At 38.1% G+C, this 25,950-nt stretch carries 21 protein-coding genes and 21 tRNA genes; 34 read left to right on the forward strand and 8 right to left on the reverse strand.

The annotated features are described in order from the left end of the window. Positions 1 to 663, forward strand: a complete 663-nt coding sequence (locus FYJ79_RS01620) for an HAD family hydrolase (protein WP_154514243.1) — start codon at positions 1 to 3, stop codon at positions 661 to 663. 101 nt (positions 664 to 764) lie between these two features. Here the strand turns inward: FYJ79_RS01620 and FYJ79_RS01625 are convergent, their stop codons facing one another. From FYJ79_RS01625 to FYJ79_RS01635, 3 genes are all read right to left on the reverse strand, one after another. Next, positions 765 to 1,235, reverse strand: a complete 471-nt coding sequence (locus tag FYJ79_RS01625; protein WP_154514244.1) for a YbaK/EbsC family protein — start codon at positions 1,233 to 1,235, stop codon at positions 765 to 767. A gap of 95 nt (positions 1,236 to 1,330) precedes the next feature. After that, positions 1,331 to 2,158 (reverse strand): tRNA 2-thiocytidine biosynthesis TtcA family protein, encoded by an 828-nt coding sequence (locus FYJ79_RS01630; RefSeq protein ID WP_154514245.1) that lies wholly within the window; start codon positions 2,156 to 2,158, stop codon positions 1,331 to 1,333. Then, complete coding sequence (locus tag FYJ79_RS01635) at positions 2,151 to 3,275, reverse strand: cysteine desulfurase family protein (RefSeq protein ID WP_195836984.1); 1,125 nt, start codon at positions 3,273 to 3,275, stop codon at positions 2,151 to 2,153. The genes FYJ79_RS01630 and FYJ79_RS01635 overlap by 8 nt, the downstream gene beginning before the upstream one ends. A 95-nt stretch (positions 3,276 to 3,370) precedes the next feature. On the opposite strand from FYJ79_RS01635, the gene recG reads away from it, so the two are divergent. The 3 genes from recG to rnc are packed head-to-tail and all read left to right on the forward strand — an operon-like array spanning position 3,371 to position 7,083. Beyond that, positions 3,371 to 5,377, forward strand: coding sequence for an ATP-dependent DNA helicase RecG (recG, locus tag FYJ79_RS01640; protein WP_154514247.1), 2,007 nt, complete (start codon positions 3,371 to 3,373; stop codon positions 5,375 to 5,377). Between the two features lie 33 nt (positions 5,378 to 5,410). Then, on the forward strand, positions 5,411 to 6,397 hold the full coding sequence (gene plsX, locus FYJ79_RS01645) for a phosphate acyltransferase PlsX (protein WP_154514248.1): 987 nt from the start codon (positions 5,411 to 5,413) through the stop codon (positions 6,395 to 6,397). Continuing rightward, on the forward strand, positions 6,394 to 7,083 hold the full coding sequence (gene rnc / locus FYJ79_RS01650) for a ribonuclease III (RefSeq protein WP_154514249.1): 690 nt from the start codon (positions 6,394 to 6,396) through the stop codon (positions 7,081 to 7,083). Before plsX ends, rnc begins: the two co-directional genes overlap by 4 nt. Positions 7,084 to 7,120: 37 nt before the next feature. Here rnc and murB read toward each other — a convergent pair whose 3' ends face one another. Together murB and FYJ79_RS01660 are read right to left on the reverse strand one after the other, a co-directional pair. After that, the gene (gene murB / locus FYJ79_RS01655; RefSeq protein ID WP_326803060.1) at positions 7,121 to 8,200 is read right to left on the reverse strand and encodes a UDP-N-acetylmuramate dehydrogenase; all 1,080 of its coding nucleotides are present in this window, start codon (positions 8,198 to 8,200) and stop codon (positions 7,121 to 7,123) included. A 5-nt stretch (positions 8,201 to 8,205) separates the two neighbouring features. Next, the gene (locus FYJ79_RS01660; protein ID WP_154514251.1) at positions 8,206 to 8,916 is read right to left on the reverse strand and encodes a YoaK family protein; all 711 of its coding nucleotides are present in this window, start codon (positions 8,914 to 8,916) and stop codon (positions 8,206 to 8,208) included. Between the two features lie 192 nt (positions 8,917 to 9,108). On the opposite strand from FYJ79_RS01660, the gene FYJ79_RS01665 reads away from it, so the two are divergent. The 25 genes from FYJ79_RS01665 to FYJ79_RS01785 all read left to right on the forward strand — a co-directional run bounded on the left by FYJ79_RS01665 (position 9,109) and on the right by FYJ79_RS01785 (position 20,625). After that, the gene (locus FYJ79_RS01665; protein ID WP_154514252.1) at positions 9,109 to 10,569 is read left to right on the forward strand and encodes a nicotinate phosphoribosyltransferase; all 1,461 of its coding nucleotides are present in this window, start codon (positions 9,109 to 9,111) and stop codon (positions 10,567 to 10,569) included. 72 nt (positions 10,570 to 10,641) lie between these two features. After that, the gene (locus FYJ79_RS01670; RefSeq protein ID WP_154514253.1) at positions 10,642 to 11,466 is read left to right on the forward strand and encodes a prephenate dehydrogenase; all 825 of its coding nucleotides are present in this window, start codon (positions 10,642 to 10,644) and stop codon (positions 11,464 to 11,466) included. A gap of 79 nt (positions 11,467 to 11,545) precedes the next feature. Beyond that, a tRNA-Cys gene (locus tag FYJ79_RS01675) sits at positions 11,546 to 11,620 on the forward strand. A 2-nt stretch (positions 11,621 to 11,622) separates the two neighbouring features. Beyond that, a tRNA-Leu gene (locus FYJ79_RS01680) sits at positions 11,623 to 11,711 on the forward strand. A gap of 20 nt (positions 11,712 to 11,731) precedes the next feature. Next, positions 11,732 to 11,808 (forward strand) — tRNA-Pro (locus FYJ79_RS01685). 6 nt (positions 11,809 to 11,814) lie between these two features. Further along, positions 11,815 to 11,890: transfer RNA gene (locus tag FYJ79_RS01690), tRNA-Ala, on the forward strand. 20 nt (positions 11,891 to 11,910) lie between these two features. Then, positions 11,911 to 11,987 (forward strand) — tRNA-Met (locus FYJ79_RS01695). 12 nt (positions 11,988 to 11,999) lie between these two features. Continuing rightward, a tRNA-Ile gene (locus FYJ79_RS01700) sits at positions 12,000 to 12,076 on the forward strand. Positions 12,077 to 12,087: 11 nt separating this feature from the next. After that, a tRNA-Met gene (locus tag FYJ79_RS01705) sits at positions 12,088 to 12,164 on the forward strand. A gap of 3 nt (positions 12,165 to 12,167) precedes the next feature. Then, positions 12,168 to 12,245 (forward strand) — tRNA-Asp (locus FYJ79_RS01710). Between the two features lie 5 nt (positions 12,246 to 12,250). Beyond that, positions 12,251 to 12,326: transfer RNA gene (locus FYJ79_RS01715), tRNA-Phe, on the forward strand. A gap of 24 nt (positions 12,327 to 12,350) precedes the next feature. Beyond that, positions 12,351 to 12,443 (forward strand) — tRNA-Ser (locus tag FYJ79_RS01720). Between the two features lie 115 nt (positions 12,444 to 12,558). After that, complete coding sequence (locus FYJ79_RS01725) at positions 12,559 to 14,184, forward strand: peptide ABC transporter substrate-binding protein (RefSeq protein ID WP_229771286.1); 1,626 nt, start codon at positions 12,559 to 12,561, stop codon at positions 14,182 to 14,184. 118 nt (positions 14,185 to 14,302) lie between these two features. Then, entirely contained in the window at positions 14,303 to 14,938 is a 636-nt protein-coding gene (locus FYJ79_RS01730) for a L,D-transpeptidase family protein (protein WP_195836985.1), read from the forward strand. Positions 14,939 to 15,149: 211 nt separating this feature from the next. Then, positions 15,150 to 15,226, forward strand: a tRNA-Arg gene (locus tag FYJ79_RS01735). A 27-nt stretch (positions 15,227 to 15,253) separates the two neighbouring features. After that, a tRNA-Pro gene (locus FYJ79_RS01740) sits at positions 15,254 to 15,330 on the forward strand. Between the two features lie 6 nt (positions 15,331 to 15,336). Continuing rightward, positions 15,337 to 15,412: transfer RNA gene (locus tag FYJ79_RS01745), tRNA-Ala, on the forward strand. Between the two features lie 20 nt (positions 15,413 to 15,432). Then, positions 15,433 to 15,509 (forward strand) — tRNA-Met (locus FYJ79_RS01750). A gap of 16 nt (positions 15,510 to 15,525) precedes the next feature. After that, a tRNA-Met gene (locus FYJ79_RS01755) sits at positions 15,526 to 15,602 on the forward strand. 3 nt (positions 15,603 to 15,605) lie between these two features. Beyond that, positions 15,606 to 15,683: transfer RNA gene (locus FYJ79_RS01760), tRNA-Asp, on the forward strand. A 5-nt stretch (positions 15,684 to 15,688) separates the two neighbouring features. Then, positions 15,689 to 15,764 (forward strand) — tRNA-Phe (locus FYJ79_RS01765). A gap of 24 nt (positions 15,765 to 15,788) precedes the next feature. Continuing rightward, a tRNA-Ser gene (locus FYJ79_RS01770) sits at positions 15,789 to 15,881 on the forward strand. A 118-nt stretch (positions 15,882 to 15,999) separates the two neighbouring features. After that, the gene (locus FYJ79_RS01775; RefSeq protein WP_154514256.1) at positions 16,000 to 18,351 is read left to right on the forward strand and encodes an HAD-IC family P-type ATPase; all 2,352 of its coding nucleotides are present in this window, start codon (positions 16,000 to 16,002) and stop codon (positions 18,349 to 18,351) included. Next, on the forward strand, positions 18,348 to 19,133 hold the full coding sequence (locus FYJ79_RS01780; protein ID WP_154514257.1) for an HAD-IIB family hydrolase: 786 nt from the start codon (positions 18,348 to 18,350) through the stop codon (positions 19,131 to 19,133). Before FYJ79_RS01775 ends, FYJ79_RS01780 begins: the two co-directional genes overlap by 4 nt. 154 nt (positions 19,134 to 19,287) lie before the next feature. After that, positions 19,288 to 20,625, forward strand: coding sequence for a citrate synthase (locus FYJ79_RS01785; protein WP_154514258.1), 1,338 nt, complete (start codon positions 19,288 to 19,290; stop codon positions 20,623 to 20,625). Between the two features lie 59 nt (positions 20,626 to 20,684). Here FYJ79_RS01785 and FYJ79_RS01790 read toward each other — a convergent pair whose 3' ends face one another. Next, complete coding sequence (locus tag FYJ79_RS01790) at positions 20,685 to 21,755, reverse strand: branched-chain amino acid aminotransferase (protein WP_154514259.1); 1,071 nt, start codon at positions 21,753 to 21,755, stop codon at positions 20,685 to 20,687. 111 nt (positions 21,756 to 21,866) lie between these two features. Further along, positions 21,867 to 22,388, reverse strand: a complete 522-nt coding sequence (locus FYJ79_RS01795) for a cysteine hydrolase family protein (protein ID WP_154514260.1) — start codon at positions 22,386 to 22,388, stop codon at positions 21,867 to 21,869. Positions 22,389 to 22,515: 127 nt separating this feature from the next. Here FYJ79_RS01795 and FYJ79_RS01800 point away from each other — a divergent pair, with 127 nt between their 5' ends. From FYJ79_RS01800 to FYJ79_RS01815, 4 genes are all read left to right on the forward strand, one after another. After that, entirely contained in the window at positions 22,516 to 23,793 is a 1,278-nt protein-coding gene (locus tag FYJ79_RS01800; protein ID WP_154514261.1) for a patatin-like phospholipase family protein, read from the forward strand. Positions 23,794 to 23,913: 120 nt separating this feature from the next. Then, positions 23,914 to 23,988 (forward strand) — tRNA-Gly (locus tag FYJ79_RS01805). Positions 23,989 to 24,015: 27 nt separating this feature from the next. After that, positions 24,016 to 24,090: transfer RNA gene (locus FYJ79_RS01810), tRNA-Gly, on the forward strand. 43 nt (positions 24,091 to 24,133) lie between these two features. Next, positions 24,134 to 24,208 (forward strand) — tRNA-Gly (locus tag FYJ79_RS01815). 51 nt (positions 24,209 to 24,259) lie between these two features. Here the strand turns inward: FYJ79_RS01815 and FYJ79_RS01820 are convergent. Further along, entirely contained in the window at positions 24,260 to 25,138 is an 879-nt protein-coding gene (locus tag FYJ79_RS01820) for an AraC family transcriptional regulator (protein WP_154514262.1), read from the reverse strand. 238 nt (positions 25,139 to 25,376) lie between these two features. Between FYJ79_RS01820 and ahpC the strand changes: the two genes are divergently transcribed. Further along, the gene (gene ahpC, locus FYJ79_RS01825) at positions 25,377 to 25,940 is read left to right on the forward strand and encodes an alkyl hydroperoxide reductase subunit C (protein WP_154514263.1); all 564 of its coding nucleotides are present in this window, start codon (positions 25,377 to 25,379) and stop codon (positions 25,938 to 25,940) included. Positions 25,941 to 25,950 lie beyond the last annotated feature (10 nt).

Genomic DNA, 25,950 nt, shown 5'->3' on the forward strand with positions numbered 1-25,950 from the left:
ATGAAGATAAAAGGTGTTATTTTTGATTTTAATGGAACATTATTTTTTGATAATGATAAGCACATATTGGCTTGGGGTCAAATATCACAGATCATCCGCCATAAAGGTATCACTGAGGAAGAACTGCATGAACACTTCAATGGTGTACCAAACAATAAAATCATCGAATACTTATTTCAAAAAGAATGTGATGAAAAAACATTGGCTTATTACTCGGAGTTAAAAGAAAGCTATTATCGTCAATACTGCCAAGAAGATCAGGCCACATTTCATCTTGTTGCGGGAGCAGAAGCATATTTTGATTGGTTAAAGCATGAAAATATTCCATTTACTATCGCTAGTGCTTCAATCAAAGAAAATATTGATTTCTTTGTTTCATCATTTCATCTTGATCATTGGCTTGATCCTGATAAGATTGTCTTTGATGATGGCAGTTATGAAAATAAAGTTGCGATGTTTAAGAAAGCGGCTCAATTACTGAATATTGATTTACAAGAATGCATGATTTTTGAAGATTCAGTGAGTGGTATTGAAAGTGCATATCAGGCAGGATGTCGCAATATTATTGTTGTTAATTCAGCAAATAAGAAAGAAATTTATCAGACATTACCAGGTGTTACAAAAATCATTGATACCTTTGAAGAACTTCTCAATCATCGTTAAAACGATGTCATGAATTTTCATGTGAATATGAAAGATGGTAGGGTGCGCTTGCATCCTACCATCTTTTTTTTAATTCATAATGCTTATTGTTACAGCGGCTTTTAGGCTAGCTTCGTTACATCCACCCAGTCCTGGACATTGCTGGAATATTGTTCGAGTTCATTAATGTTAAGTTCGATTGCACTGTTACGCGAACCACATGCTGGAAAGACTGTTTTAAAGCGTTTAAGTGAACGATCAAGATAGACGCTGACGTTACTTGGTAAAGCGAAGGAACAAACACCACCAGCAGGATGGCTTGTTAGTTGTTCTACTTCATTGAAAGGCACCATTTTTGCCTTTTTATGAAAGTATTCTTTGTATTTATGATTATCAATCTTAACATCACCAGCCATAACAATGATATTCACCTGATCATCAACAAGAAAACTCATTGACTTCGCAATCCGGGCTTCTTCTGTATGCAAAGCTTTGGCTGCATCAGCAACTGTTGCACTTGATTCATCTAATTCAATAATACGATTTGCGATACCTTCTTTTTCGAAGGTCTTTCTCACTTCATCCAATGCCATGTTTCATCACCTCATGCGATTATTATAGAAAAATAATGAACGAGAGACCAATACATTAAACTTATGTAATGCAATAATAGGAACCTATAGACAAACTATTGATCATATTCATCTAAGAAACTATGTTCAATACCATCTTTCTTATATCTGATGACACAACCAAGGTTGACATTTTCCATAGCAACAAAGATATTATGTTCAATATTAGGGTTGTCTTTTTTCATTTTCTTGATGAATTCTTTAACAACCTTGCGTTTACTTGTACCATCATTGATTAAAGAACAGCCTTCCGTAAAGCGGCAAGCGCAGTTGATAAATGTGAGGTCATTGCCATCACGCCATCGGATAATGGCTTCTTCTCTTACTTTGAAAAGAGGACGGATTAGTTCTACACCATCCCAGTTTTCTGAATGAAGCTTTGGCATCATAGTCTTTACTTCCGCACCATAGAACATGCTAAGAAGGGTTGTTTCAATAACATCATCCATATGATGGCCTAAGGCAATCTTGTTGCAGCCAAGCTGTTTAGCTTGTTTATAAAGATAGCCACGACGCATTTTAGCACAGAAATAACATGGGTTCTTGAAATCTCCAGAGCTTACGGCATCGAAGATATTTGTTTCAAAGATTTCTAAAGGGATTCCAAGAAGCTTGGCATTGTCTTCAATGAATTGTCGATTGAATTCATTATAACCTGGATCCATACATACATAGTGAGCAGTAAAATGCACTTTGCCATGGCGTTCTAATTCCTGGATGCATTTCGCAAGCAAGAAGCTGTCCTTCCCGCCACTTATACAGACCATGACTCTGTCACCTTCGTTTATCATCTGGTAATCCTGCAAACCCTTAATGAAATTATGCCAGATGTCTTTACGATATGTTTTAATGATACTTCTTTCTATTTCCTGTGTTTTATTCATGAAAAGTCTCCTTATATGCGAGGTCGAATGCCTGTTTGAATACCGCAATATCATCAGCACTATTGAGATGGGAAATGCTGACACGGACGCTGTTTAAGGCGAGAGCTTTATTATGTGTTAAGGCGAAGACAAGCTTGCTAGGCATATTTGCGGGACAGCAAGATGTCTTGGCGGAAACATAGACTTGATGTTTTTCAAGGCTGTCCGCAAAGCGTGCATTTGTGATATCGGTAATGGAAAAATTAATGATATGAGGGAGTGAATACTTGGTTGTATTGATATGGATATGTTTATAGCTCTTAATGAAGCTCAATAGGTCATCGTGATATGCGGTGATTTTTTGTGTACGTTCATCTTCTTCATTGAGTGCAAGGGTTAATGCTTTATCAAAGGCGACAACATTAGCAACAACAGGTGTTCCACTGCGGTAAATTGTTGTTGAACGACCACCATCAATCTGGGCAATCAGACTAACATTGCTTCTCTTAATAAGTGCTCCTGTTCCGTTGATACCATAGAATTTATGTGGCGTTAAGGTAATCAGATCACATTCAGAAAAGTCGATATGACATTTACCAATAGCTTGTGAAGCATCAACATGCATGAAAGCCTGAGAATGTTCTTTAACATAATGAGCCAGTGATTCAATATCCTGTCTAATCGCAAGTTCGCTATCAACAGCAACGATACTGACAAGAATCGTATCTTCTCTTAACAAATCTTGTAGTTCATCTATGTCAACACGACCATCACGATCAAGTGGAATCAATTCCACTTCAAAGCCTTGCTTGGTAAGAGCGGTGACGGATGCGGTAATAGAATTATGTTCAAGTGAAGAAATAAGAATATGCTTACCTCTATTCCTATAACGCTCACATACACCTTTAATCGCCAGGTTGTTGGCTTCGGTTGCTCCACTTGTATAAATGATATCATCCTTGTCACATCCCATCAATTTTGCGATATGGGCACTTGCTTCATCAAGCTTATGCTTGGAGGCAAGACCTAAGGCATGGAATGAATTAGGATTTGCATAGAATTCTTGTGTTGTTTTATAATATGTATCCAGGACACGTTGGTCAACTGGAGGGTTTGCTGCAAAATCAAAATAAGCCATAATGATCATCCTTTCATTGCTTCATATCTTAACTTGAATGATTTTCATTGTCAATTCAGCAGCTATTTTGTGTTATGATGTTTTTGGTGATGAAGATGAATGATTTAAGTAAACTAACAACATCTACAAATAGACAGGCTTTATTGGAAAGCATGGGCTTGCATACATTAGAGGATGTTTATATGCATTTGCCTTATCGCTATGATGAAATCAAGGAAATATGGCCAGGGGGTAACGATGGTAAAATCTGTGTTGAAGGACATATTATCTCAACGCCCAAGATATTCTTTAAAGGACGTTTTTCACGTCTTTCTGTAAAGGTGAAAATCAAGGAAGAAGAGTATAATGTTGTTATCTTCAATCGTCATTTCCTAAGACCTCATCTTAAGATGGGCGTCGTGGTTACGATTATGGGCAAGCTTTCTGATCATGCGATTACAGCAAGTACGATGTTGACAAAGTCGCTAGATGAAATGGGAGGTATTTATCCTATTTATTCATTAAAAGAAGGGATTACGGATAAACAGTTTCAAAAGTATGTTAATAAGGCGTTGATGCTTTCAGCCAATCATATTGTGGATTTTACGCCAAGTGAATTCAAAGAAAAATATCACTATATGAATAAGAAAGATGCTCTTTATGAAGTTCATAATCCAACACAAAAAGAACGTATTGTGGCAAGCCTGAAGTCTTTAAAGTATGAGGAATTTTTAAAATTCCAGCTGACTATGCAATATATTCGTATTCAAAGAGAAAATGAAGCAGGCGAGGCGAAAGTCTTCAGTCATCCAGAAATCAATGCCTTTTTAAAAACCCTTCCTTATCATCTGACAAAGGACCAGCAGGAAGCCACAAAAGCCATTTTAAGAGATCTTGAGAAGCCGACCATCATGTATCGCTTCTTGCAGGGGGATGTTGGGAGTGGCAAAACGGTTGTTAGCTCAATAGGGCTTTATGCGAATTATCTTGCTGGCTATCAAGGGGCACTTATGGCTCCAACGGAAGTTTTAGCAACTCAACACTATCGAACTTTAACGCAGTTTTTCAAGAATACGGATATCAAAATTGCTTTGCTGGTGGGGGCACTTACACCTAATAAAAAGGAAGAAATTTATCAGGCACTTGCGCAGGGTGATATTGATATCGTTGTAGGGACGCATGCGCTCTTTCAGGCGAAAGTCCGGTATAAGCGTCTAGGTTTGGTCATTACGGACGAACAACATCGTTTTGGTGTCAAACAAAGAAAAGCACTTAAGGATAAAGGGAAGGCTGTTGATTTTCTTGTCATGAGTGCAACGCCTATACCAAGAACCTTGGCTTTATCGCTCTATGGGGATATGGATGTTTCAACCATTCATACGATGCCTTCAGGCAGAAAGCCGGTCATTACTAAATATTTTCAGTCTGCAAGTATGAAGCCTTTCTTAAAAGAGCTTAAGGATTATCTTAAAGCGGGTGGACAGGTTTATGTGATTTGTCCTGCTATTGAAGATAATGAGGACTATCCGATGACATCAGCTATTAAGATTGCACAAGGCATGGCAAAGTATTTTGAGCCGCATTATCATGTTGGTTTGTTGCATGGCGGTCTTAGTGATCAGGATAAGAATAGGGTCATGGATGAGTTTGCGGCAAATAAAATACAAATTCTTGTTTCTACCACTGTTATAGAAGTAGGTATTGATGTTCATAATGCTAACTTTATGGTAATCTATGATGCTGAACGCTTTGGAATGAGTCAGATTCATCAGTTGCGTGGACGTGTTGGCAGAGGTAGTGAACAGGGGTATTGTTATTTGTTGTCAAAGGCGACAAATGAGGAAGCAATTGAGCGTTTGCAATTTTTAGAGAGTCATAATGATGGCTTTGAGATTTCACGCTATGACTTAGAGACGCGTGGCCCAGGGGAGATTTTAGGATCAAGGCAATCGGGTTTAGCAACATTTGTGATAGGTGATGTTTTTAAAGACTTTGATATTCTTGAAATGGCTCGTGATGATGCAATTGAAATGATTGAAAGCTACTATAAATATGATGAATATCAATCCTATATACAAACAATCATTGAAAACATAAAAAGCGCTAATGATTATATGGATTAGTTATGTTATAATGGGCGCAATTGAGGTGATATTATGAGAATTGCAGTAGATGCAATGTCTGGCGATTTAGGGAGTGCTCCTGTTGTGGAAGCATGTCGAAATTTCGCAAGTGAACATCGTGACGCAACATTAGTTGTTGTTGGTAAAATGGAAGAATTAGAATCTTTGAAAGATTTGGACAATGTAGAAATTGTTGATGCCCGTGATGTTGTGAAAATGACAGATAGTGTCATGGGCGTTAGACGTAAGAAGGAGTCTTCGCTTGTTAAGGCGTTGATGATGGCAAGAAATGACGAGGTTGATGGTGTTGTATCATGTGGTTCAACGGGTGCCTACTATACAGCTGCGATGCTTTTTGTCAAAAGAATTGAAGGCGTTTCAAAGAGCTGCTTAATGGCTACATTACCTACTTTTAATGGTCATGGGACTTGCTTATTAGACGTTGGCGCCAATGCAGAAAATACTGCAGAGCAGCTTGGTGATTTTGCTATTATGGGATCACTATATTGCAAGAATGTGCGTGATATTGGAAATCCTAAAGTGGCATTGTTGAATATTGGTGTGGAGCCACATAAAGGTGATGAAATGCATCAGAATGCTTATAAGCTTTTGACAGAAATGAAAGACGCTGGAAAAGTGAATTTTGTAGGTAATATTGAAGGAAGAGATATCTTGAAGGGCGATGCTGATGTTATTGTTACAGATGGCTTTAGTGGCAATATTGCCTTGAAGTCAACTGAAGGTGCAGCGCTCATTGTTATGAAGGCTGTCAAAGAAGGCTTAATGAGCTCTACAAGAGGAAAGATTGGTGCCTTGATTGCTAAACCAGCCATTTATTCTGTTAAAGATAAGTTTGATTATAAGACGGTTGGTGGAGCATTGATGATGGGCTTTGATCATGCTTTGGTGAAAGCACATGGGGCAAGCGATGCACAAGCTTTTGAAAGTGCAATGTTCTTAACGTATAAAATGATTGAAAATCATGTTGTTGATCAGCTAAGAGAGGGACTTAAAGCATGAAAATACTAGATTTCCTGATTCAAGAAAATATTCCCTTTACGCATTTAGGTCTTTATAAAGAAGCTTTTACGCATTCATCCTATGCAAATGAGAAAGGCGGAAAGGACTATGAACGTCTAGAATTCATGGGTGATGCTGTTTTACAGCTTTATGTATCCGAATATATCTTCAAGAAGTTTCCTCAGTATCCTGAAGGACAGCTCACAACATTAAGAAGTAAACTTGTTCGTGAAGAGTCACTCGCTCGCTTTGCAAGAGAACTTGGACTTGATCAGCTTATTTATTTGGGTGTTGGTGAAGAGAAGAGCGGAGGAAGAAATAGGGATGCCATTCTTTGTGATATTTATGAATCTTTTGTTGGTGCTATCTATCTTGATTGTGGTAAGGATGAAGTGCTCAAGATTCTAGAGCGTACAATCTTTATGCATATTGAAGATGTTAAACATAATGAGGATATTACTGACTATAAGACAAAACTTCAGGAACTTATACAGGCTGATGATCGTAAGTCTGTGACTTATGTTCTTGTGAATGAAACAGGGCCAGCCAATGCCCCAGAATTTACCATGAATGTTGTTTTAGATGACACTGTGCTTGGTACGGGTGTTGGAACAAGTAAAAAACGTGCTGAACAGCATGCTGCTCGTGATGCATTAAAGAAAATGGCAATGCAGGAAGATCAATAGATCTTCCTTTTTTAAAACAAAAATAGCCTAGTGGAAACTAGGCTATTTCTAATACTTCTTGTTCAATTGTAATGCCAAAGCGTTCATAGACTCTTGCTTTGATTATTTCTCTTGCGCTTGCAAGATCATGATAACTTTTTGCATCAAGATTGGTGAGGACAAGTGCATTCTTGTCATGGACACGCATATGTCCAATCTTTTGCCCTTTAAGACCGCTCTGGTCAATTAGCCAGCCAGTTGAAATCTTGACATGGTTTTCATCCACAACAAAGCCCTTTAATTCCGGATATTCTTTATTGAGTTCGTTAAGTTGCTCGGTGGTGATAACGGAATTCTTGAAGAAAGAGCCTGAATTAGGGATGAGGTGAGGGTCAGGTAGCTTTTGTGTGCGAATCTTAATAACAGTTTCCCTGATGGTTTGAGGTGTATAGTCGTGGATATCCTGCTCGTCGAGTGTTTTTTGAACCTGTGCATAGAAAGGAGGCTTTGGTAAGCTCTTGTTCAAGCAAACTGTTACATCACAGATGATATAACGTCCCCAGGCTTCATGCTTTAGAATTGAGTTGCGATAAGAGAAGTGTAAATCCTTCTTGCTTAATGTTACAAATTCATTTGTTGATGTATCATAGGCAGTGAGTTCGACAAATGTATCTGCAATCTCCTGACCATATGCTCCGACATTCTGGACGGGTGTTGCACCAATCGTACCTGGAATCATGCTCATGGCTTCCATTCCAGAAAGATTATTTTGAACAGTATAATGAATAAAATGATCAAGAATTTCACCTGCACCAACACAAAATGTAGCTGAAGTGCTATCTTCATGAATTTTCTTGATTCCTTTAATCATGTTATGAATGATGATACCATCAAAACCTTCATCCTTTGCTAAAGTATTACTTCCTCCTCCCAAGACAAAGAATTTAATGTGGTGCTCTTTTACCCAGTTCATAACATCAACAACATCATGCTTATTAGTTATATCGACAAGATAGGCAGCCTTGCCGCCAATTTTCATTGTAAGATAATCTTTTAATTCAATATTTTTCTTAATCTCCATGATATTTATAATAGATGTTTTTTTCTTATTTGCAAGAAAATTGCAAGAAAAAAACACCCGGTCTAGTGACCACGAGGTGTTTCAAGAATACGGTCTTTTTCAATGAAAAGATCAGCATGGACAAAGTCAATAAAGATGAGAATTAATAGGCCTGTGGCAATTAATAATGTCTTTGTATGGAGGTATTGTCCAAAATAGGATGAAGTCAATGCTCCCAGGAAGAAGCAAAGAATCATGCCAAAGTGTCTAGCACTCTTCTTGAGATAAGCTAGTTCATAAGGCTTTCTGATCCATCTTGTTAAATAGCTGCCAGTCTGTCTTGTATGGTTAGTAATAAAAACGGTTGCCATACCAATTCCTTCGGCTTGGCGGAATGTATTGAATTGCATTGCACATATAAAGTTAATAGAAAGCTGATAAACAAGATCTGGGACGTTGGCAGGCAGGAAGGCTAAGAGAAGAATCCAAAGAATTTCAATACCAATCATATATGTATCCCATCTTAGCCGGCCAATCTTTTTCGCTAGCAAACCACAGTGTTCACTTACGATTGTGCCAAGCATATAAGCAATAAAACTCAAAATATAAACATAAATTTTTTCAAATTTGTGCATGCCGATAGCAATCGCAAATAGGACCATGTTGGCACTAGCAGCATTGGCGAATAAGCCACCACGGACAGTCATCGTATAACCACCATAAAATCCAGCAATAAAGATTAAGGCGGCAAAAATATAATATTTTTCGCACTCTAAATAGTTTTCTTCGTTCATATGTTCTACTCCTTAAGCCATTTTATACTTTTATTTTTGATTTACAAGTGGACTTATGAAGATTATAGAACGTAAGAGCTTTCAATTAGAGTTAATGACAGATGTCATGACAATGTAGTCATAATTTTCACATATTGCTTTATTTTTGAGAAATAAAAGCGTATGATGAACTCATGTTATGAGGTGAAACAAATGAAAACAACGGTTAATAGTGAAAGAAATATAACATTGGTTATGGACTTTTACGAACTTACAATGGCTTATAGTTACTATAAGAAAAACAAGCAGAATGAGTATGCATATTTTGATATGTTTTATCGTAATAACCCGGATAAAGGCGGGTTTGTTGTAGCGGCAGGATTACAACAGCTTATTGAAGCAATCAAGTTTATGCATTTTAGTGAAGGGGATATTGAATACTTACGTTCTTTGAATCACTTTGATGAAGAATTCCTTGATTATTTACGTCATTTTAAATTTCAAGGTTCAATCTGGGCTATTCCTGAAGGAACACCAGTATTTCCTTATGAACCAATTGTGACAGTGCGAGCTAAACTTATTGAAGCACAGTTGATTGAGACATTCTTATTGATTACGATGAATCATCAATCCTTAATTGCGACAAAAGCTCATCGTATTGTTCAAGAAGCCAAAGGCAGACCAGTTATGGAATTTGGCAGTCGTCGTGCTCAGGGGTATGATGGTGCTAACTACGGGGCGAGAGCTGCCTATATTGGTGGTGTATCAGGAACAGCGGATGTTGCTGCTGGCAAGATGTTTGGCATTCCTGTATTAGGTACTATGGCACATTCTTTTGTCCAGTCATTCGATAGTGAATATGAGGCTTTCAAGGCTTATGCTGAAGTTTATCCTGATTCTTGTGTTCTTTTGGTTGATACTTATGATGTATTAAAGAGTGGTATTCCCAATGCCATTAATGTTGCTGAAGAAGTTTTAGCTCCAATGGGAAAACGTCTTTCTGGTATTCGTATTGACTCTGGTGATATTGCCTATCTGACAAAGAAAGCAAGAGCAATGCTTGATGTTGCTGGTTTAACGGATTGTAAGATATCTATTTCCAATTCGCTTGATGAATATCTTATTCGTTCAGTGCTTGAACAAGGCGCGCGCATTGATAGCTTTGGGGTAGGGGAAAACATGATTACTTCTAAGAGTGCACCGGTATTTGGTGGTGTTTACAAGATGTGTGCTATGGAAGTTGCTGGTCATATTATTCCAAAGATCAAGATTTCTGAAAATACGGAAAAGATCACGAACCCAGGCTATAAAAAGGTTTACCGTCTTATTGAAAAAGAAACAAACAAAGCATTTGCAGATATTATTATGTTTGCGGATGAAAAAATTGATGTGAATAAAGATCTTACAATCTATTCTTTACTGGACCGTTGGAAGAATAAAACATTAAAGGCTGGCAGCTATGAATACTTTGAATTACAGAAACCAGTCTTCCATAATGGGGAAGTTGTTTATCCTGAATATACTTTAGATGAAATCAGAGCCTATCGTAAAGCACAGGAAGATTTATTGTGGGATGAAATCTTCCGTTTAGAATATCCTCATCAGTATTATGTCGATTTATCAGAAAAACTTATTAATTTCAAATTGGCAATGTTGGAAGAAAAACGTCATTAGACGAAGGTGCATGAATCATCATGCATCTTTTTTGCTTGTATGTTATAATGCCACAAAAAGGGGGGTGCGTTTATGAAAATAACGGTAGTAGGGTTAGGCGTTATTGGTGGTAGTTTTGTCAAAGCGTTAAAGGGAAAAGGATATGAGGTTTATGGTGTAGATAAAGATGTTGATACACTTAATAGAGCAAAAGAAGATGGTTGTATTATTGAAGGATTTGTTGATGGTGAGGAGATTATACCTGAGACAGATCTTACGATTATTTGCCTATATCCATCACTTGTCCTAGATTTTATAAAGAATGCTCATTTTAAATCAGGAAGTGTTGTCAGTGATGCTGTTGGTATTAAGAGCTATTTTATTGAACAGGCGTTAGAGATGATTCCTGATGATGTTGAATATATTTCTGTACATCCAATGGCAGGCAGAGAAAAGAAAGGGTATGCTTATGCATCGGCTGATGTATTTAAGAATGCGAATTTTATTATCATTCAGCATGAAACCAATGATGAACAGAAAATCAAGAAGATGCAGCTGTTAGCAGGAAAACTTGGCTTTAGAAGCGTCAAGATTATGTCGCCTTATGAACATGATGAAATTATTTCATATACTTCACAATTGCCCCATGTCATGGCTGTAGCCCTTATGAACAGTGATACACAAAAATATGATACAGGAAAGTATATCGGTGACTCTTTTAGAGATTTAACACGTATAGCAAATATTAACGAAGATTTATGGACAGAGCTTTTCCTTAATAATAAGCGTTATCTCTTGTCATCAATTAGACACTTTGAAAAGCAGCTTGATATTATGAAAAAAGCTATCTATGACGATGATGATGAAACTTTGAAAGAATGCTTTAGAGAATCGACAAGACGTAGAGAACATCTCTAAAAAAACTTTAAGTTTTTATAAAATAGCTATTGCATAAATAGAAATAATAGTGTATATTAAGTGAGCACCGCAAAGAGATGGTTCCATAGCCAAGTTGGTAAGGCAGAAGACTGCAACTCTTCGATCGTCGGTTCAAGTCCGGCTGGAACCTCCATTGCCCTGGTGGCGAAATTGGTAGACGCACGGGACTTAAAATCCCGCGGACTTCAAACTCCGTGCCGGTTCGACTCCGGCCCAGGGCACCATTCTTACGGTGCTTATTTGTCGGGAAGTAGCACAGCTTGGTAGTGCACCTGGTTTGGGACCAGGGGGTCGCAGGTTCAAATCCTGTCTTCCCGACCATGTGATGGGGCTTTAGCTCAGCTGGGAGAGCGCCTGCTTTGCACGCAGGAGGTCAGCGGTTCGATCCCGCTAAGCTCCACCATTTCATTTGTCATCGAATATGGCGGGATAGCTCAGTTGGCTAGAGCATTCGGTTCATACCCGGAGTGTCGAGGGTTCGAATCCCCCTCCCGCTACCATTTGATTCCGTAGGACCCTTAGCTCAGTTGGTTAGAGTCGGCGGCTCATAACCGCTTGGTCGTAGGTTCGAGTCCTACAGGGTCCACCATAATTTTATATCGCGGGATGGAGCAGTCTGGTAGCTCGTCGGGCTCATAACCCGAAGGTCGTTGGTTCAAATCCTTCTCCCGCAACCATTTGGTCTGGTAGTTCAGCTGGTTTAGAATGCCGCCCTGTCACGGCGGAGGTCGCGGGTTCGAGCCCCGTCCAGACCGCCAGTTATGGTCTCTTAGCTCAGTCGGTAGAGCAGGGGATTGAAAATCCCCGTGTCGCTGGTTCGATTCCGGCAGAGACCACCATTCAATGAAAGTCAAATAGATCATGCGGCTCTACCCAAGTCTGGCTGAAGGGACCGGTCTTGAAAACCGGAAGGCATCGCAAGGTGTGCGGGGGTTCGAATCCCTCGAGCCGCGCCATCTAGAAGACAGGACATCACTCTTAGGAGTGATGTTTTTTTATACTTTGATGTATTTGTTGACCACGCTTGCTTACTTGTGTGATAATGATTTATAAGTATAGGAGGAAATGATTATGAGGAAAATGTTAGCGCTCTTTGTAACAATGGGGCTGCTATTGTCAGGATGTGGCGGTAAGACGGATACGCAGAAAGTCTATAACTTTGGCTTGGAGACCGATATTGTCACGATGGATTCGGCTTTTGCGACGGATCCCGCAAGTATGAGTGCGCTCCATGCGACGACAGAAGGGTTAATGGGCGTTGATGCGAAAGGAAAGACAGTACCCATGCTTGCAAAGAGCTATAGCTTGAATGATGATCATACGGTTTATACATTCAAGCTTAGAGATAATTTAAAATGGACGGATCTTAATGGTAAAACGTATCCATTAAAGGCCCAAGATTTTGTTTATTCATGGCAACGTGCTTTAAAGAATGCAAGCGAATATGCTTATATGTTTACAAGTGATGGTGCATCTATTAAAAATGCAGATGCAATTGCTAAGCTAGGTGTTAATGCTTCTAAGGAGCAGTTAGATACATTAGGTATTAAAGCACCTGATGACAAAACAGTTGTTGTCACACTTGAAAGACCAATTGCTTACTTCTTGGATATTATGACATTCTCTTGCTTCTATCCACAAAATCAAGAATATGTGGAGAAGATGGGTAAGCAATATGCTACTGATGTTAATCATATGTTGAGCTGTGGTGCTTTTATTGCAACAAAGTGGACAAAGAATAACAAGATGGAATTCAAGAAAAATCCAAATTCTTTCTTAGCAAAAGAAGTGCAGCTGGATAAATTAAATCTTTTCTTAAAACAAAATCCATCAACGGCAGCACTTAATTTTACAAATGGTACACTCGACTATGCAGCTATCAATTCATCGTTAGTTGATAAATATAAGAAAGATAAATCCTATAAACAATTCCAAATGGGTTATGTCTTCTATATCAATATCAATCATCGAAGAAGTACGCTGGCAAACAAGAATGTTCGTGCAGCTATTTCTTATGCAATCAATCGTGATGATTTCACGAAGAATGTTTTAAAAGATGGATCAAGTAAAGTAGGTGGCATGGTCGGAAAGACGTTAGCTTATAATCCAAAGACAGGTAAGGATTTCCGTGATGATAGTGGTGATTATACACACTATGATCTTGCCAAGGCACAGCAGTATCTTGATGAGGGACTTAAAGAACTGAATAAGTCTTCGATTGATATAGAAATTCTTTATGGCTCTGATGAATCGCCAGAAGACACAGTAGCAGAATATTTACAAGGCGCTTTAAGTAAGCTTAAAGGACTAAAGGTTACGAATCGTGCAACAACAAGACAGGGGCGTATTGCCGCACAGGATGCTGGTGAATACGATATTGCATTGCAGCACTGGGGTCCGGACTATGCTGATCCAACTACGTATCTCAATCTTGGCTTGTCAGACAACTCTAATAACCGTGGTAAATGGAATAATGCTGCTTTTGACCAGGTTATGCACCAAGCGCAATTAGAGACGGACGCTAGCAAACGCTGGAATGAGCTCCTAGAAGCGGAAAAGATCATGATGGAAGATTATGCATTTATTCCTTTATTCCAACGTGGAGCAGCAACTTTGCAACGTACAAATAAACCTGGAATGATCTATAAGATGGCGGTTGGTTCACCATATACATACACATATATTAAAGTTCAATAGATAAATGAGCTGTAGCTTTTATGCAACAGCTCTTTTTTTATATTTCTTTTAGCATTACATTGATATCTCTTTTCATATTATGAAAAATCATGTACAATACTGCGCAGTGAGGGAATTTATGAAAAATATAGATAAAAGAATTGCGGATTTATTGTGTTCCACAATACTAAGCCAGCATACAAAGCATATTGTGCTCGTTTATGGTCCATATGATCATTGTGAAGGCGTTTCTTATTATCAGGCAAGCTTATGGCGCAAGGTTGATGGTGTTTTTAAGAAGGTGCTTGAAACAATGGATGCACGTTGTGGAGAGAACGGCTTAAGTGATCATAAAATATCAGGAGACAAAACAACACCTATTGGCGCTTACAAATTGACGGAAGCTTTTGGATTTGGTGAGAATATTGGTACAAATATGCCTTATCACAAACTCAATGAACATTCTTATTGGGGAGATGATACAGAAGCCTGGGGCAAATATGCGAATAGATATTATGAAGGTGATCATCCGGCTGATGATAAGGAACATATGGTAGCACATTTCCAATATGAATTTGGCATGAATATTGGCTATAACTATGATCCGGTTGAATATGGCAAAGGCTCAGCCATCTTTCTTCATTGCAATGGCAAGGGGAATACTGCAGGATGTGTAAGTGTTCCAAGTGTAATCATGCAGGAGCTGATGCTGGAAATAAAAGAACCGGCTTATATTCTGATTGTGCCAAGAATAGAAGACATAGCTAATTATTAAGAGCGTAAGTGCTCTTTTTTTCTTTTTGATAAAAAAACATGGAAAAAACTCAAAATAACTCTTTTCAAACATTAATGCATATGTTAATATAGACAAGCAATAACTCCAACGGATTAAGTGGATGTCAAAAAAACAAATCAAAAAGAATTTAAAAAAGTTATTGACAATCGATTCAATAGTTGGTATTATAAGCGAGGCTTTCAAAAGAGATGCGCCAGTAGCTCAACTGGATAGAGTGCTTGTCTACGGAACAAGAGGTTACGGGTTCGATTCCTGTCTGGCGCGCCATTTCTTAAAAGATTATTCGATACAAATCGGGAAGTAGCACAGCTTGGTAGTGCACCTGGTTTGGGACCAGGGGGTCGCAGGTTCAAATCCTGTCTTCCCGACCATGTGATGGGGCTTTAGCTCAGCTGGGAGAGCGCCTGCTTTGCACGCAGGAGGTCAGCGGTTCGATCCCGCTAAGCTCCACCATTTCATTTGTCATCGAATATGGCGGGATAGCTCAGTTGGCTAGAGCATTCGGTTCATACCCGGAGTGTCGAGGGTTCGAATCCCCCTCCCGCTACCATTTAAGAATTTCATATCGCGGGATGGAGCAGTCTGGTAGCTCGTCGGGCTCATAACCCGAAGGTCGTTGGTTCAAATCCTTCTCCCGCAACCATTTGGTCTGGTAGTTCAGCTGGTTTAGAATGCCGCCCTGTCACGGCGGAGGTCGCGGGTTCGAGCCCCGTCCAGACCGCCAGTTATGGTCTCTTAGCTCAGTCGGTAGAGCAGGGGATTGAAAATCCCCGTGTCGCTGGTTCGATTCCGGCAGAGACCACCATTCAATGAAAGTCAAATAGATCATGCGGCTCTACCCAAGTCTGGCTGAAGGGACCGGTCTTGAAAACCGGAAGGCATCGCAAGGTGTGCGGGGGTTCGAATCCCTCGAGCCGCGCCATCTAGAAGACAGGACATCACTCTTAGGAGTGATGTTTTTTTTGTGCATTCACAGTTTTTTGTTCATAATGTGTTCGCAATGCTATAATAATATTAGTAGATGCTAAGGGGGAAGGCAAATGCGATATGATGGGTTGACAAAGGAACAGGTTGATGAACGTGTGAGAAAGCATCAGGTTAATAGGACTTCTGATGATATTTCGAAAACCAAGAAAGAAATTATTCGGGAACATACACTCACATATTTTAACTTCGTCAATGTTGTTTTAGGGTTATTTGTGCTTTCAACTGGACAAATCAAGAATATGACATTCTTGATGGTTGTTATTGTTAATACGGTTATTGGTATTGTCCAGGAATTAAAAGTTAAGGAAACAATCGACAAGCTTTCTATCGTGACTGCGAAACATGCGGTAGCTTTTAGGGATGGTCAGAAGCAAACTATTCCTACTAATGAGATTGTTATGGATGATGTGCTTTATGTAGCAGTAGGAGACCAGATTTCGACTGACTGCAAAGTTATTGAAAGCCATGGCTTAGAACTCAATGAGGCATTGCTGACGGGGGAAACGAAGCCTGTAAGAAAGGATGAGGGAGATGAGCTTTTAGCTGGTACATTTGTATCTGCGGGTACGGGTGTCGCCAAAGTTATTCGCGTTGGTAATGATAATTATTCTTCGACAATTGTTACTCAGGCAAAGGATAAGAATCTTGCTTCGAGTATTATGCGTGATACGATTGAACGCATTATTTTTATATTATCCATTATCATTATTCCGGTAGGCTTTTTGCTATTTAAGGCACAGTATGCCGCAAATCCGACATGGTCAGCAGCTATTGTTAAAACGGTTGGCGGTGTTGTCGGGATGATTCCTGAGGGGCTTGTATTATTGACATCTTTGTCATTTGTCATTGGGGTAGGACGGCTTGCTCGTAAGAAAGCTCTTGTTCAGCAGATGGAAGCAATTGAAGCGTTAGCACGTGTAGATGAGCTTTGTCTCGATAAGACTGGGACAATTACGACTGGGCAGCTAGAAGTGAAATATCTTATCCCTTTAGGCTCATATACTCCTGATATGCTTAAGAAACTGATGGGCACATATGTTTATGCCTCTGATGATGAAAACGCCACTCAGAAGGCGTTAAAAGCCTATTTTACGCAAAATGATGAGTATCAAAAGATTGATGAAATTCCATTTTCAAGTGATCGTAAATATCGTGTTATCACTTTTAAGGAACTTGGATCATTTGCTTTGGGCGCACCGGATTATCTTGCGAGAGATGATCAAGAATTGATGAGTCATGTGGAAGAATATGCCCAGGAAGGAATGCGTGTCTTGCTTTTGGCAAAATGTGATATTAATGCTGATCACGAAACCATCAGCAATATACAAAAAGCGGCAATGATTGTCATATCGGATATTATCAAAGAAGACGCAATGGAGACCTTCAAATTCTTTGAAGATGCCAAAGTCTCTATTCGTGTATTGTCAGGAGATAATCCAGTAACGGTAGCGCGTGTTTGTACGCTAGCTGGCGTGCAAGATGCTGACCATTATATCGATGCCTCAACTTTGCCTCAAGATATTGATGAAATGGCTAAGGTGATTGGTGATTGTCATGTCTTTGGTCGTGTTAAACCTGAACAAAAGCAGCTTATTGTCAAAGCTTTACAGAAACAAAAACATATCGTTGGGATGGTTGGTGATGGCGTTAATGATGTCCTGGCAATCAAGGATGCAGATTGTGGTATTGCTATGGCAAATGGTGCGGATGCGGCAAAACAAGCAGCACATATTGTTTTGATTGATTCGAATTTCTCAAGTATGAAAGAGATTGTTGAAGAAGGGCGTACGATTATTGCTAATATTGAAAAAGTGAGCTCGCTCTATCTCACAAAAACCATCTACTCTACTTTGCTTTCATTGATATTTGGAGCAATCGGGCTTGTTTATCCATTTACGCCTTTCCAGCTTTCCCTCATTTCAGCCTTTGCGATTGGCATTCCTTCGTTCTTTATTACTTTACAGAAGAATCCAAATGTTGTAAGTGAAGGATTCTTAAAACATGTTATGCATATTGCCTTTCCTTGTGCGCTAGCGGTTGTGACCCATGTCATGTTTATGCTCCTGCTTAAATCTTTCTTTAAGCTTGATAATATTGACTATGTGACCTACTGCTTCTTAGTCACGAACTTTATAGCTTATATAGTGGTATATAAAGTCTCAAAGCCATTTACAATTATTAATGTCATTGTATTGATTTGTACATTTACATTATCAAATACAATCATCTATAAATTCCCAAATCTTGTTGATATTCTTCCCTATGCAAAGATTCATCTCTTCTGGTTTGTATGCATGATTATATTAAGTATTCTTTATGTTCATGTCTATACAACGGTGGTTGATAATTGGCCATTCAAGATGCATAATATACGCATGAAAATAAGGGGAGTATTGAAAAGATGAGTAGAAAATATTTTTTCTTTGATATCGATGGGACTTTGACAAATCTTGAAACAAGACAGCTTATTCCAAGTGCCCTCAAAACTATTGAGTGCTTACAAAAGGCAGGACATTTTGTCGCTATTGCCTCAGGAAGAGCTTACTATAAGACGAAGGATGTTGCTCGTCAGGCTCATATTCACAATGTTGTCTGCAATGGTGGAGCGGGTATTGTCTTGGATGATAAAATGGTAAAAAATGAGCCGTTAGATAAAGAGAAGGCACTGGCTTTATTGAACGAAGCAAATCAGCTTGATTTAGGAACGTTGGTGGCCTTTGATGACTCTATTGATGTCTTTATGAATGACGAACGCTTTATCAAGCAAGTGGGCTTAAGACAGGAACCAACACGCTATTACTTTGATCCCAATAAGTCTTATGCAGAGGTTAAAGATATTTATAAAATCTATCTTGCCATCAATCAAGAAGATGAAGACAAACTAACGCTAAAAGATAGTCTTGGACATGTACGCTTTGGTGACGGTTATCTCACTTATCAACATGACAAGAAAGATCAAGGTATTAAAGATATGCTGAAAATTGTCGGTGGCAAAGATGAGGATGTGTTTGTCTTTGGTGATGCAGAAAACGACATGGTGATGTTTCGTGATGAATGGTATAAGGTTGCTTTGAAAAGCCATGCAACAGGTAATGAGCTATTGAGAAGCAAAGCAGACTATGTATCGGATTATGCAGAAAATGATGGCATTTATAAAGCATGTAAGAAATTAGGATTTATTGATTAAAAGGAGCATATGCTCCTTTTAATTTGTGTATAAAACAAAAGAATGTGGTATAACTTTGTGAAAGTATAAAAATCGGAAAAAGAATAGAATAAATTGTATACAATTATGTAATGGTATGGTAAGATAAAAACAATACATGAGAGGGGTGCTATTAATGAGTGAGTTTGTCAAGAAAAGTCTGAAAAAGTCTTTAGAAGACGAATCCATTAAAAATGAGCTTTATAAAGAGTATTCAGTAAAAAAAGGCTTACGTAATGAAGATGGTACGGGTGTTCTTGTGGGATTGACAAGAATATCGGATGTTGTAGGATATCGTAAGGTAGATGGAAAGAAAATAGATGATTATGGCAAGCTATATTATCGCGGTATATTAGTGTCAGATATTGTCTCTAAGTCCGAAGGCAGACGTTATATGTTTGAAGAAGTATGTTTCTTGATTCTTTTTGGGCATTTGCCTAACCGTCAGGAATTAGAAATATTTAAAAATATTATTGCCCATCGTTATGAATTACCAGATCGCTATCTAGAACATTCTATTCTGAATTTCCCATCAAAGAACTTGATGAATAAACTCCAGCAGGAAGTTTTAATGATGTATCGTTATGACAAATATGATCCTGATAGCAGGGATACTTGGGATTTAATTGAAAAGGGTATTAATTTAATCGCAAAGATTCCTGTTATTGTTTGCTATACATATGCAACAAAAATTCATAACTTTGATAATGCATCATTAGTTATTCATCACATTGATCCAAATCTGAGTATTGCAGAACAGATTCTTTATTTGTTGAGACCGGATGGAAAGTATACAAAGCAGGAAGCAGAAGTGCTTGATCGATGCTTATTGCTGCATGCGGATCATGGTGGAGGTAATAACTCAACATTTACATCGGTTGTTATTTCATCAACGGGTACAGACCTCTATTCAGCTATTTCAGGATCAATTGGCTCACTAAAGGGTCCACGCCATGGTGGAGCTAATTTAGCGGTGAGAAAGCAAATGCTTGCGGCTATTGATGAGATAGGTATTGATGCAGATGATCGAACAATCAGAAAACTCATTAAGCGTATCATGGATAAAGATTTTAATGATAACAGTGGGCTTGTTTATGGTATTGGTCATGCTGTTTATACATTAAGTGATCCACGTGCTGAAATATTAGAGAAGAAGTGTGGCGAGCTAGCAATCGAGAAGGGACGTCATGATGAATTCCTCTTCTACAAACGTTTCGCGAAGGAAGCGATTGCCGAAATTCATGAACGCAAAGGGATAAATGTCTGCGCGAATGTTGACTTCTATACTGGTCTTATTTATGACATGCTTGGCATACCGGAAGACCTTTATACATTGTTATTTGTTATTGGAAGAACTGTTGGCTGGGTAGCACATATTATTGAAGATCAGCTTTATAGTAACCGTATTGTTCGTCCAGCAACTAAATATGTGGGTTCAATTCGTCCTTATATTCTATTAGATGACCGTGAATAATGGTCATCTTTTTTTATTTTCTGACAAAAAGAAAAGAGGTGCCAAGCACCTCTCATGAATTAATCAATAACTTTAACCCAGTTGTGTGGATCAGGTAATTTACCCCACTGGATACCAGTTAATGTATCATATAATTTCTGTGTTAATGGACCAGTTTTGAAGTCATTAAGAACAACTTCTTCACCTTTGAAGTAAAGTTCACCAACAGGGGAGATAACAGCTGCTGTACCAGTGCCCCATGCTTCCTTAAGACGACCTTCACGACCTGCAGCCATAAGTTCCTCAACAGGAAGTTTTCTTTCCTCAACCTTGTAGCCCCAGTCACGTAGAATTGTCAACATTGAATCTCTTGTAACACCTGGAAGAACAGTTCCTTCAGTTGGTGCAGTGACAACAGTATCATCAATCAAGAACATAATGTTCATTGAGCCAACTTCTTCAACATATTTCTTTTCATTACCATCAAGCCATAATACCTGTGTATAGCCATGAGCTTCTGCCTTTTCCTGGGCTTTTAAGCTTCCAGCATAGTTACCGCCACATTTTGTAAAGCCTGTACCACCTTTAACAGCACGTACATATTCATCTTCAATCCAAATCTTAACAGGTGCAACACCTTCAGGATAATAGTTTCCTACTGGTGTTAAGATAATTAAGAATTTATAGCTGACAGCTGGATGAACGCCAACACCTGGTTCGGAAGCAAACATGAATGGTCGAATATATAATGATGTTTCTGGAGCTGTTGGAATCCAGTCTTTTTCATGTTCAACAAGAGCACTAACAGCCTGTACGAAATCTTCGACTTCAAGATAAGGCATGCATAGACGCTTATTGGAATTCTGCATACGTTTTGCATTCATTTCTGGTCTAAAGAGCTGTACTTTGCCTTCTGGATTACGATAGGCTTTTAAGCCTTCGAATGTTTCCTGTGCATAGTGCAATACCATTGTTGCTGGATCAATCTGTAATGGAGCATAAGGAATGATTCTTGCGTCATGCCATCCTCCTTGATCCTTGTCCCAATCAATTTCAAACATATAATCGGTATAATATTTACCAAAACCTAATGCGCTTTGATCAGGCTTTTCTTTTAATTTTGCGGTTTCTTCAACTCTGATATCTAACATATCTTTATCCCCCTTTAAGTGGTTTTAATTGTAACGCTATAAAGCTTTATAATCAATATGAAATTGTCAAAAAGATAAATAAAATATTAATTGTTAGGAAATAAACAAAAATTATAGGATGTGGATCTGTAAACCGTTTTCACAAACCTGAAAACTAGCTTCTTGTGTATCTAAGTCCTCACTGGCTACAGCATTTTTTATAATATTAATTGTTGCTTCTGGCAGAGCCGCTTTGGCAATGATGGCATTCGATATTACACATATGTGACTTACAACACCAACAAAGTTGATTTCATCATAATCTTGATCTTTTAAATAATTCCCCAGTTCAAGAGAAGGGAAAGCTGGCTTTTCAATCTTCTTGTAACCAGTGCTTAATGACTGAACCTGCCCATAAAGCTCATGACCGAATGTCCCTTTTATACAATGTGCAACAGGTAATTGATGTCCTTCCTGTGTATTCAAATAATTCTGATCATGCGTATCTAAGGTAAAGATAATATCATCACCATTACTTCTATATGCTTTGATCAGATCAACAATATTCCCTTCAATAGCTTGAGCATTCTTACTTGCCAGTGTACCTATGACAAAGTCGTTTTGATAATCAACAACGATTAAACATTTCTTCATTTTCCTCACCCCTGTATATTTTCTATTCTTTCAACACATGTGTCAAGACACTAAAAACAATTCTTTTTCTTTGACGTCTTTTTGAAAGAAGATCATCTATGATAAAATAAGGGCAGAGGTGAGAGAGATGAAACGTGCACTTGTATTAGCCGGCGGCGGCTCCAAAGGTTCTTATGAATTTGGCTTTGTTAAAGCGCTTTATGAACATGGATATCATTTTGATATTGTGACAGGAACATCCATAGGTGCTCTTAATGCCTGTATGATTGCTCAAAAAAATACGATTGAAGAAATGGAAAAACTATGGGATCATTTGGATTTTGATCATGTCTTTGCGAGCATGCCTGATATAAAGGGAATGAGCGAAGATTATATGACCCAAAAAGCGATAGCTGTTAATTTCTTTAAGGGTTATCTTGAAAATAGAGGTGCTGATGTACGTCCTTTTTATGAGATTGTAAGAGGATTACTTGATGAAAAGGCACTTCTCGACTCGAATATCGATTTTGGCTTATGCACAGTTAAGTATCCTAGCTTAAAGCCTGTTTATATCACTAAAAATGAAATGCCATATATTCACATTTACGACTATCTTCTTGCATCAGCCGCATGCTTTCCAGCTTTTCCAATGATTGAAATAGATGGAGAAAAATATCTTGATGGTGGCTATTATGATAATTTACCTATTGATTTAGCAATTAGAATGGGTGCTGATGAAATCATTGCTGTTGACTTACATGGACCTGACAAAGATATTATTCATGCATGCTATCTTAATCGTCCACATATTATCTATTCCCGTCCTTATTCAGACTTAGGTACATTTATGAACTTTGACCCTGAAGTGATTGCCAGAAACAAACGCTTAGGCTATTTGACTGGACTTAAGACAATAGGAATATTGGAAGGGAAGAAGTACAGCTTTCATACCTACAATGGTAAGCTCTTTGATGCTTTTTATCGTCATATTCTTCTTGTTGAAAGTTCAAAAAGAACACTCTTTAACAATGATGATGCACCATTAACTGAAGTCCTCCAAATAAGAAATAATCATAGTCCTCTCGCGTTAAAGGATTATACATATCTGACTATAGATGACTTAGGTGATCTTATACAAGCAGATGAACTAGTAATCTATGACTTTGAGACTTTCTTACAAGAAGCACTTGATCGTTTCGCAATCTATCGTAACCAGGATTACATGAGTGGTACATTGAAGGAAGATGTGAAAACATTTATCAAAGATATGAATAAAGAAAGACTTGTTGGAAGTATGTATCATATGTTTCTTTATCCACAAAATGAAAGTATTGATATGTTGAACTTTGTGAATGTCTTTCCTAAAGAATTACTTATTGCAATGCTTCTCTATGACTATAGTCGAATGATAAGTGAAGAAAGATAATATTTTGATCCATCTTGATAGAAAGATGGATCAAATTCTTTTACAAAAAGTTAACCTTTTTTCTATATTCTTGTTGACATATTTTTTGTGTATGTTATTATATGGAGGCACTAAGGAAACGCCGCATTCGTATAACGGCTATTACATCTGCTTGCCATGCAGAAGATGCCGGTTCGATTCCGGCATGTGGCTCCATTAGTTATTACAATACAAGCAATAAATGCCGCATTCGTATAACGGCTATTACATCTGCTTGCCATGCAGAAGATGCCGGTTCGATTCCGGCATGTGGCTCCATTTATTATGCTTGTACTTTGTAAGTTTGCATCTTAAATATAGCGCCGCATTCGTATAACGGCTATTACATCTGCTTGCCATGCAGAAGATGCCGGTTCGATTCCGGCATGTGGCTCCATTTGAGATTGACCTGGGATAACCCAGGTTTTTTTGTTGTTAAAAACAACTCTTAAAGGAGTTGTTTTTCTTTACGGTAAGTAAGAGGGGTACAGCCATATTCTTTTGTAAAGAGTCGGCTGAAATAACTTTGTTCGCCAAAGCCGCAAATAACAGCAATATCAGCTAGACTTTCTTCACCTCGAGCGAGCATACGGCTAGCCATTTCAAGACGATAGCTATTGAGAAAGGCAATGGGTGTAGATTGCGTATATTTTTTGAATAATGAAGCACATTTAGAACGACTCACATTGGCAGCACTGGCAATATCATCCAACGTAATCTTCTCTCCATAATGTTCATAGATATAGGTAGACATGCGGCGCTGTAGAGATGTATCGGTACTATAGGGTGCTTCTTCTTTCTTAGTAATATAGACAAGATAAAGCCTTCTAAAAATCATATAGACATAGCCTATGATATCCAATTCATAGGCATAGGGCTTTTCTTCAATCATTACATAGATATCATTGATCATACTTGAAATTAATAATGCATAGGAATTCTTGCCGGCCATCTCAACATGGGAAAACTCCTTGTTGTGGATGATCGGCTTTATAAATTTTTCATAGACTTCTTCATTTTTCGCTAACATTTCAGCTTTAATAGAAATGACGTCAATATCACAATCCTCACTGCTCGAATTATAGATTTTATGCATTTGATCGACATTGATAAAACAAAGCTCACCAGGCGAAAGAAGAAAATCTGATTCATTGACATGACAATGAATATGACCTTTATTAACACGAATAATTTCAACTTCATCATGCCAGTGTAATAGCTGTTCATGATGGCTTTTTGCATAGACAATATCATGTTCTAAAGCGATGGGTAAATGATGGAAATCATTAATATGTGGATTTGCGTCTTTAATATATTGTGTTTGCATATCGAACTCCTCCTAGATATCTTCATTATATAGCATATATATTTAAGAATAAAGAAATAATACAAAAATAATAAGATATTATCCAATAAATAATTATAAAATAACGATATACTACAAATACAGTAAACGACAAAACAAGTTTACTTAGCACGTATTGAATAGAAACTGCACTTTACCTTTTCAATCACTTATCAGTTTCTATTCATATGAATGATTTAATTATAGGAGGAATATTTATATGTCATTAATCAACAAAGAAGTAAGCGCATTTAGCGTACAGGCGTTCCAGGATAACGCATTTCACACAGTTAATAAGGAAGATTTATTAGGAAAATGGAGTGTTTTCTTCTTCTATCCAGCTGACTTTACATTTGTATGTCCAACAGAATTAGAAGATTTACAGAATAACTATGAAAAATTCAAAGCCATTAATTGTGAAATCTATTCAGTGTCTTGTGATACACATTTCGTGCATAAGGCATGGCATGATCATTCTGAGAGAATCTCAAAATTAGAATATCCAATGCTTGCAGATCCAACACATACATTAGCACGTGACTTTGAAGTCTTGATCGAAGATGCAGGGCAGGCTGAACGTGGAACGTTCATTATTAATCCTGAAGGAAAGATTGTGGCTTATGAAGTGAATAGCGGAAATGTCGGAAGAAATGCAGACGAATTATTGAGAAAAGTTGAGGCTTGTCAGTTCGTTCATGAACATGGTGATGAGGTATGTCCAGCTAAATGGAAACCAGGTGAAAAGACATTGAAGCCTACTCTTGATTTAGTTGGTGCACTTTAATAGGTGAGAT

It is taken from the genome of Sharpea porci (assembly GCF_009695655.1).
Classification (GTDB): Bacteria; Bacillota_I; Bacilli_A; order Erysipelotrichales; family Coprobacillaceae; genus Sharpea; species Sharpea porci.

Bases quoted from the DNA above. Each gene is read 5' to 3' on its own strand.
- FYJ79_RS01620 (WP_154514243.1), top strand. From the start codon at position 1: ATGAAGATAAAAGGTGTTATTTTTGATTTTAATGGAACATTATTTTTT.
- FYJ79_RS01625 (WP_154514244.1), bottom strand. From the start codon at position 1,235: ATGGCATTGGATGAAGTGAGAAAGACCTTCGAAAAAGAAGGTATCGCA.
- FYJ79_RS01630 (WP_154514245.1), bottom strand. From the start codon at position 2,158: ATGAATAAAACACAGGAAATAGAAAGAAGTATCATTAAAACATATCGT.
- FYJ79_RS01635 (WP_195836984.1), bottom strand. From the start codon at position 3,275: ATGGCTTATTTTGATTTTGCAGCAAACCCTCCAGTTGACCAACGTGTC.
- recG (WP_154514247.1), top strand. From the start codon at position 3,371: ATGAATGATTTAAGTAAACTAACAACATCTACAAATAGACAGGCTTTA.
- plsX (WP_154514248.1), top strand. From the start codon at position 5,411: ATGAGAATTGCAGTAGATGCAATGTCTGGCGATTTAGGGAGTGCTCCT.
- rnc (WP_154514249.1), top strand. From the start codon at position 6,394: ATGAAAATACTAGATTTCCTGATTCAAGAAAATATTCCCTTTACGCAT.
- FYJ79_RS01660 (WP_154514251.1), bottom strand. From the start codon at position 8,916: ATGAACGAAGAAAACTATTTAGAGTGCGAAAAATATTATATTTTTGCC.
- FYJ79_RS01665 (WP_154514252.1), top strand. From the start codon at position 9,109: ATGAAAACAACGGTTAATAGTGAAAGAAATATAACATTGGTTATGGAC.
- FYJ79_RS01670 (WP_154514253.1), top strand. From the start codon at position 10,642: ATGAAAATAACGGTAGTAGGGTTAGGCGTTATTGGTGGTAGTTTTGTC.
- FYJ79_RS01725 (WP_229771286.1), top strand. From the start codon at position 12,559: ATGAGGAAAATGTTAGCGCTCTTTGTAACAATGGGGCTGCTATTGTCA.
- FYJ79_RS01730 (WP_195836985.1), top strand. From the start codon at position 14,303: ATGAAAAATATAGATAAAAGAATTGCGGATTTATTGTGTTCCACAATA.
- FYJ79_RS01775 (WP_154514256.1), top strand. From the start codon at position 16,000: ATGCGATATGATGGGTTGACAAAGGAACAGGTTGATGAACGTGTGAGA.
- FYJ79_RS01780 (WP_154514257.1), top strand. From the start codon at position 18,348: ATGAGTAGAAAATATTTTTTCTTTGATATCGATGGGACTTTGACAAAT.
- FYJ79_RS01785 (WP_154514258.1), top strand. From the start codon at position 19,288: ATGAGTGAGTTTGTCAAGAAAAGTCTGAAAAAGTCTTTAGAAGACGAA.
- FYJ79_RS01790 (WP_154514259.1), bottom strand. From the start codon at position 21,755: ATGTTAGATATCAGAGTTGAAGAAACCGCAAAATTAAAAGAAAAGCCT.
- FYJ79_RS01795 (WP_154514260.1), bottom strand. From the start codon at position 22,388: ATGAAGAAATGTTTAATCGTTGTTGATTATCAAAACGACTTTGTCATA.
- FYJ79_RS01800 (WP_154514261.1), top strand. From the start codon at position 22,516: ATGAAACGTGCACTTGTATTAGCCGGCGGCGGCTCCAAAGGTTCTTAT.
- FYJ79_RS01820 (WP_154514262.1), bottom strand. From the start codon at position 25,138: ATGCAAACACAATATATTAAAGACGCAAATCCACATATTAATGATTTC.
- ahpC (WP_154514263.1), top strand. From the start codon at position 25,377: ATGTCATTAATCAACAAAGAAGTAAGCGCATTTAGCGTACAGGCGTTC.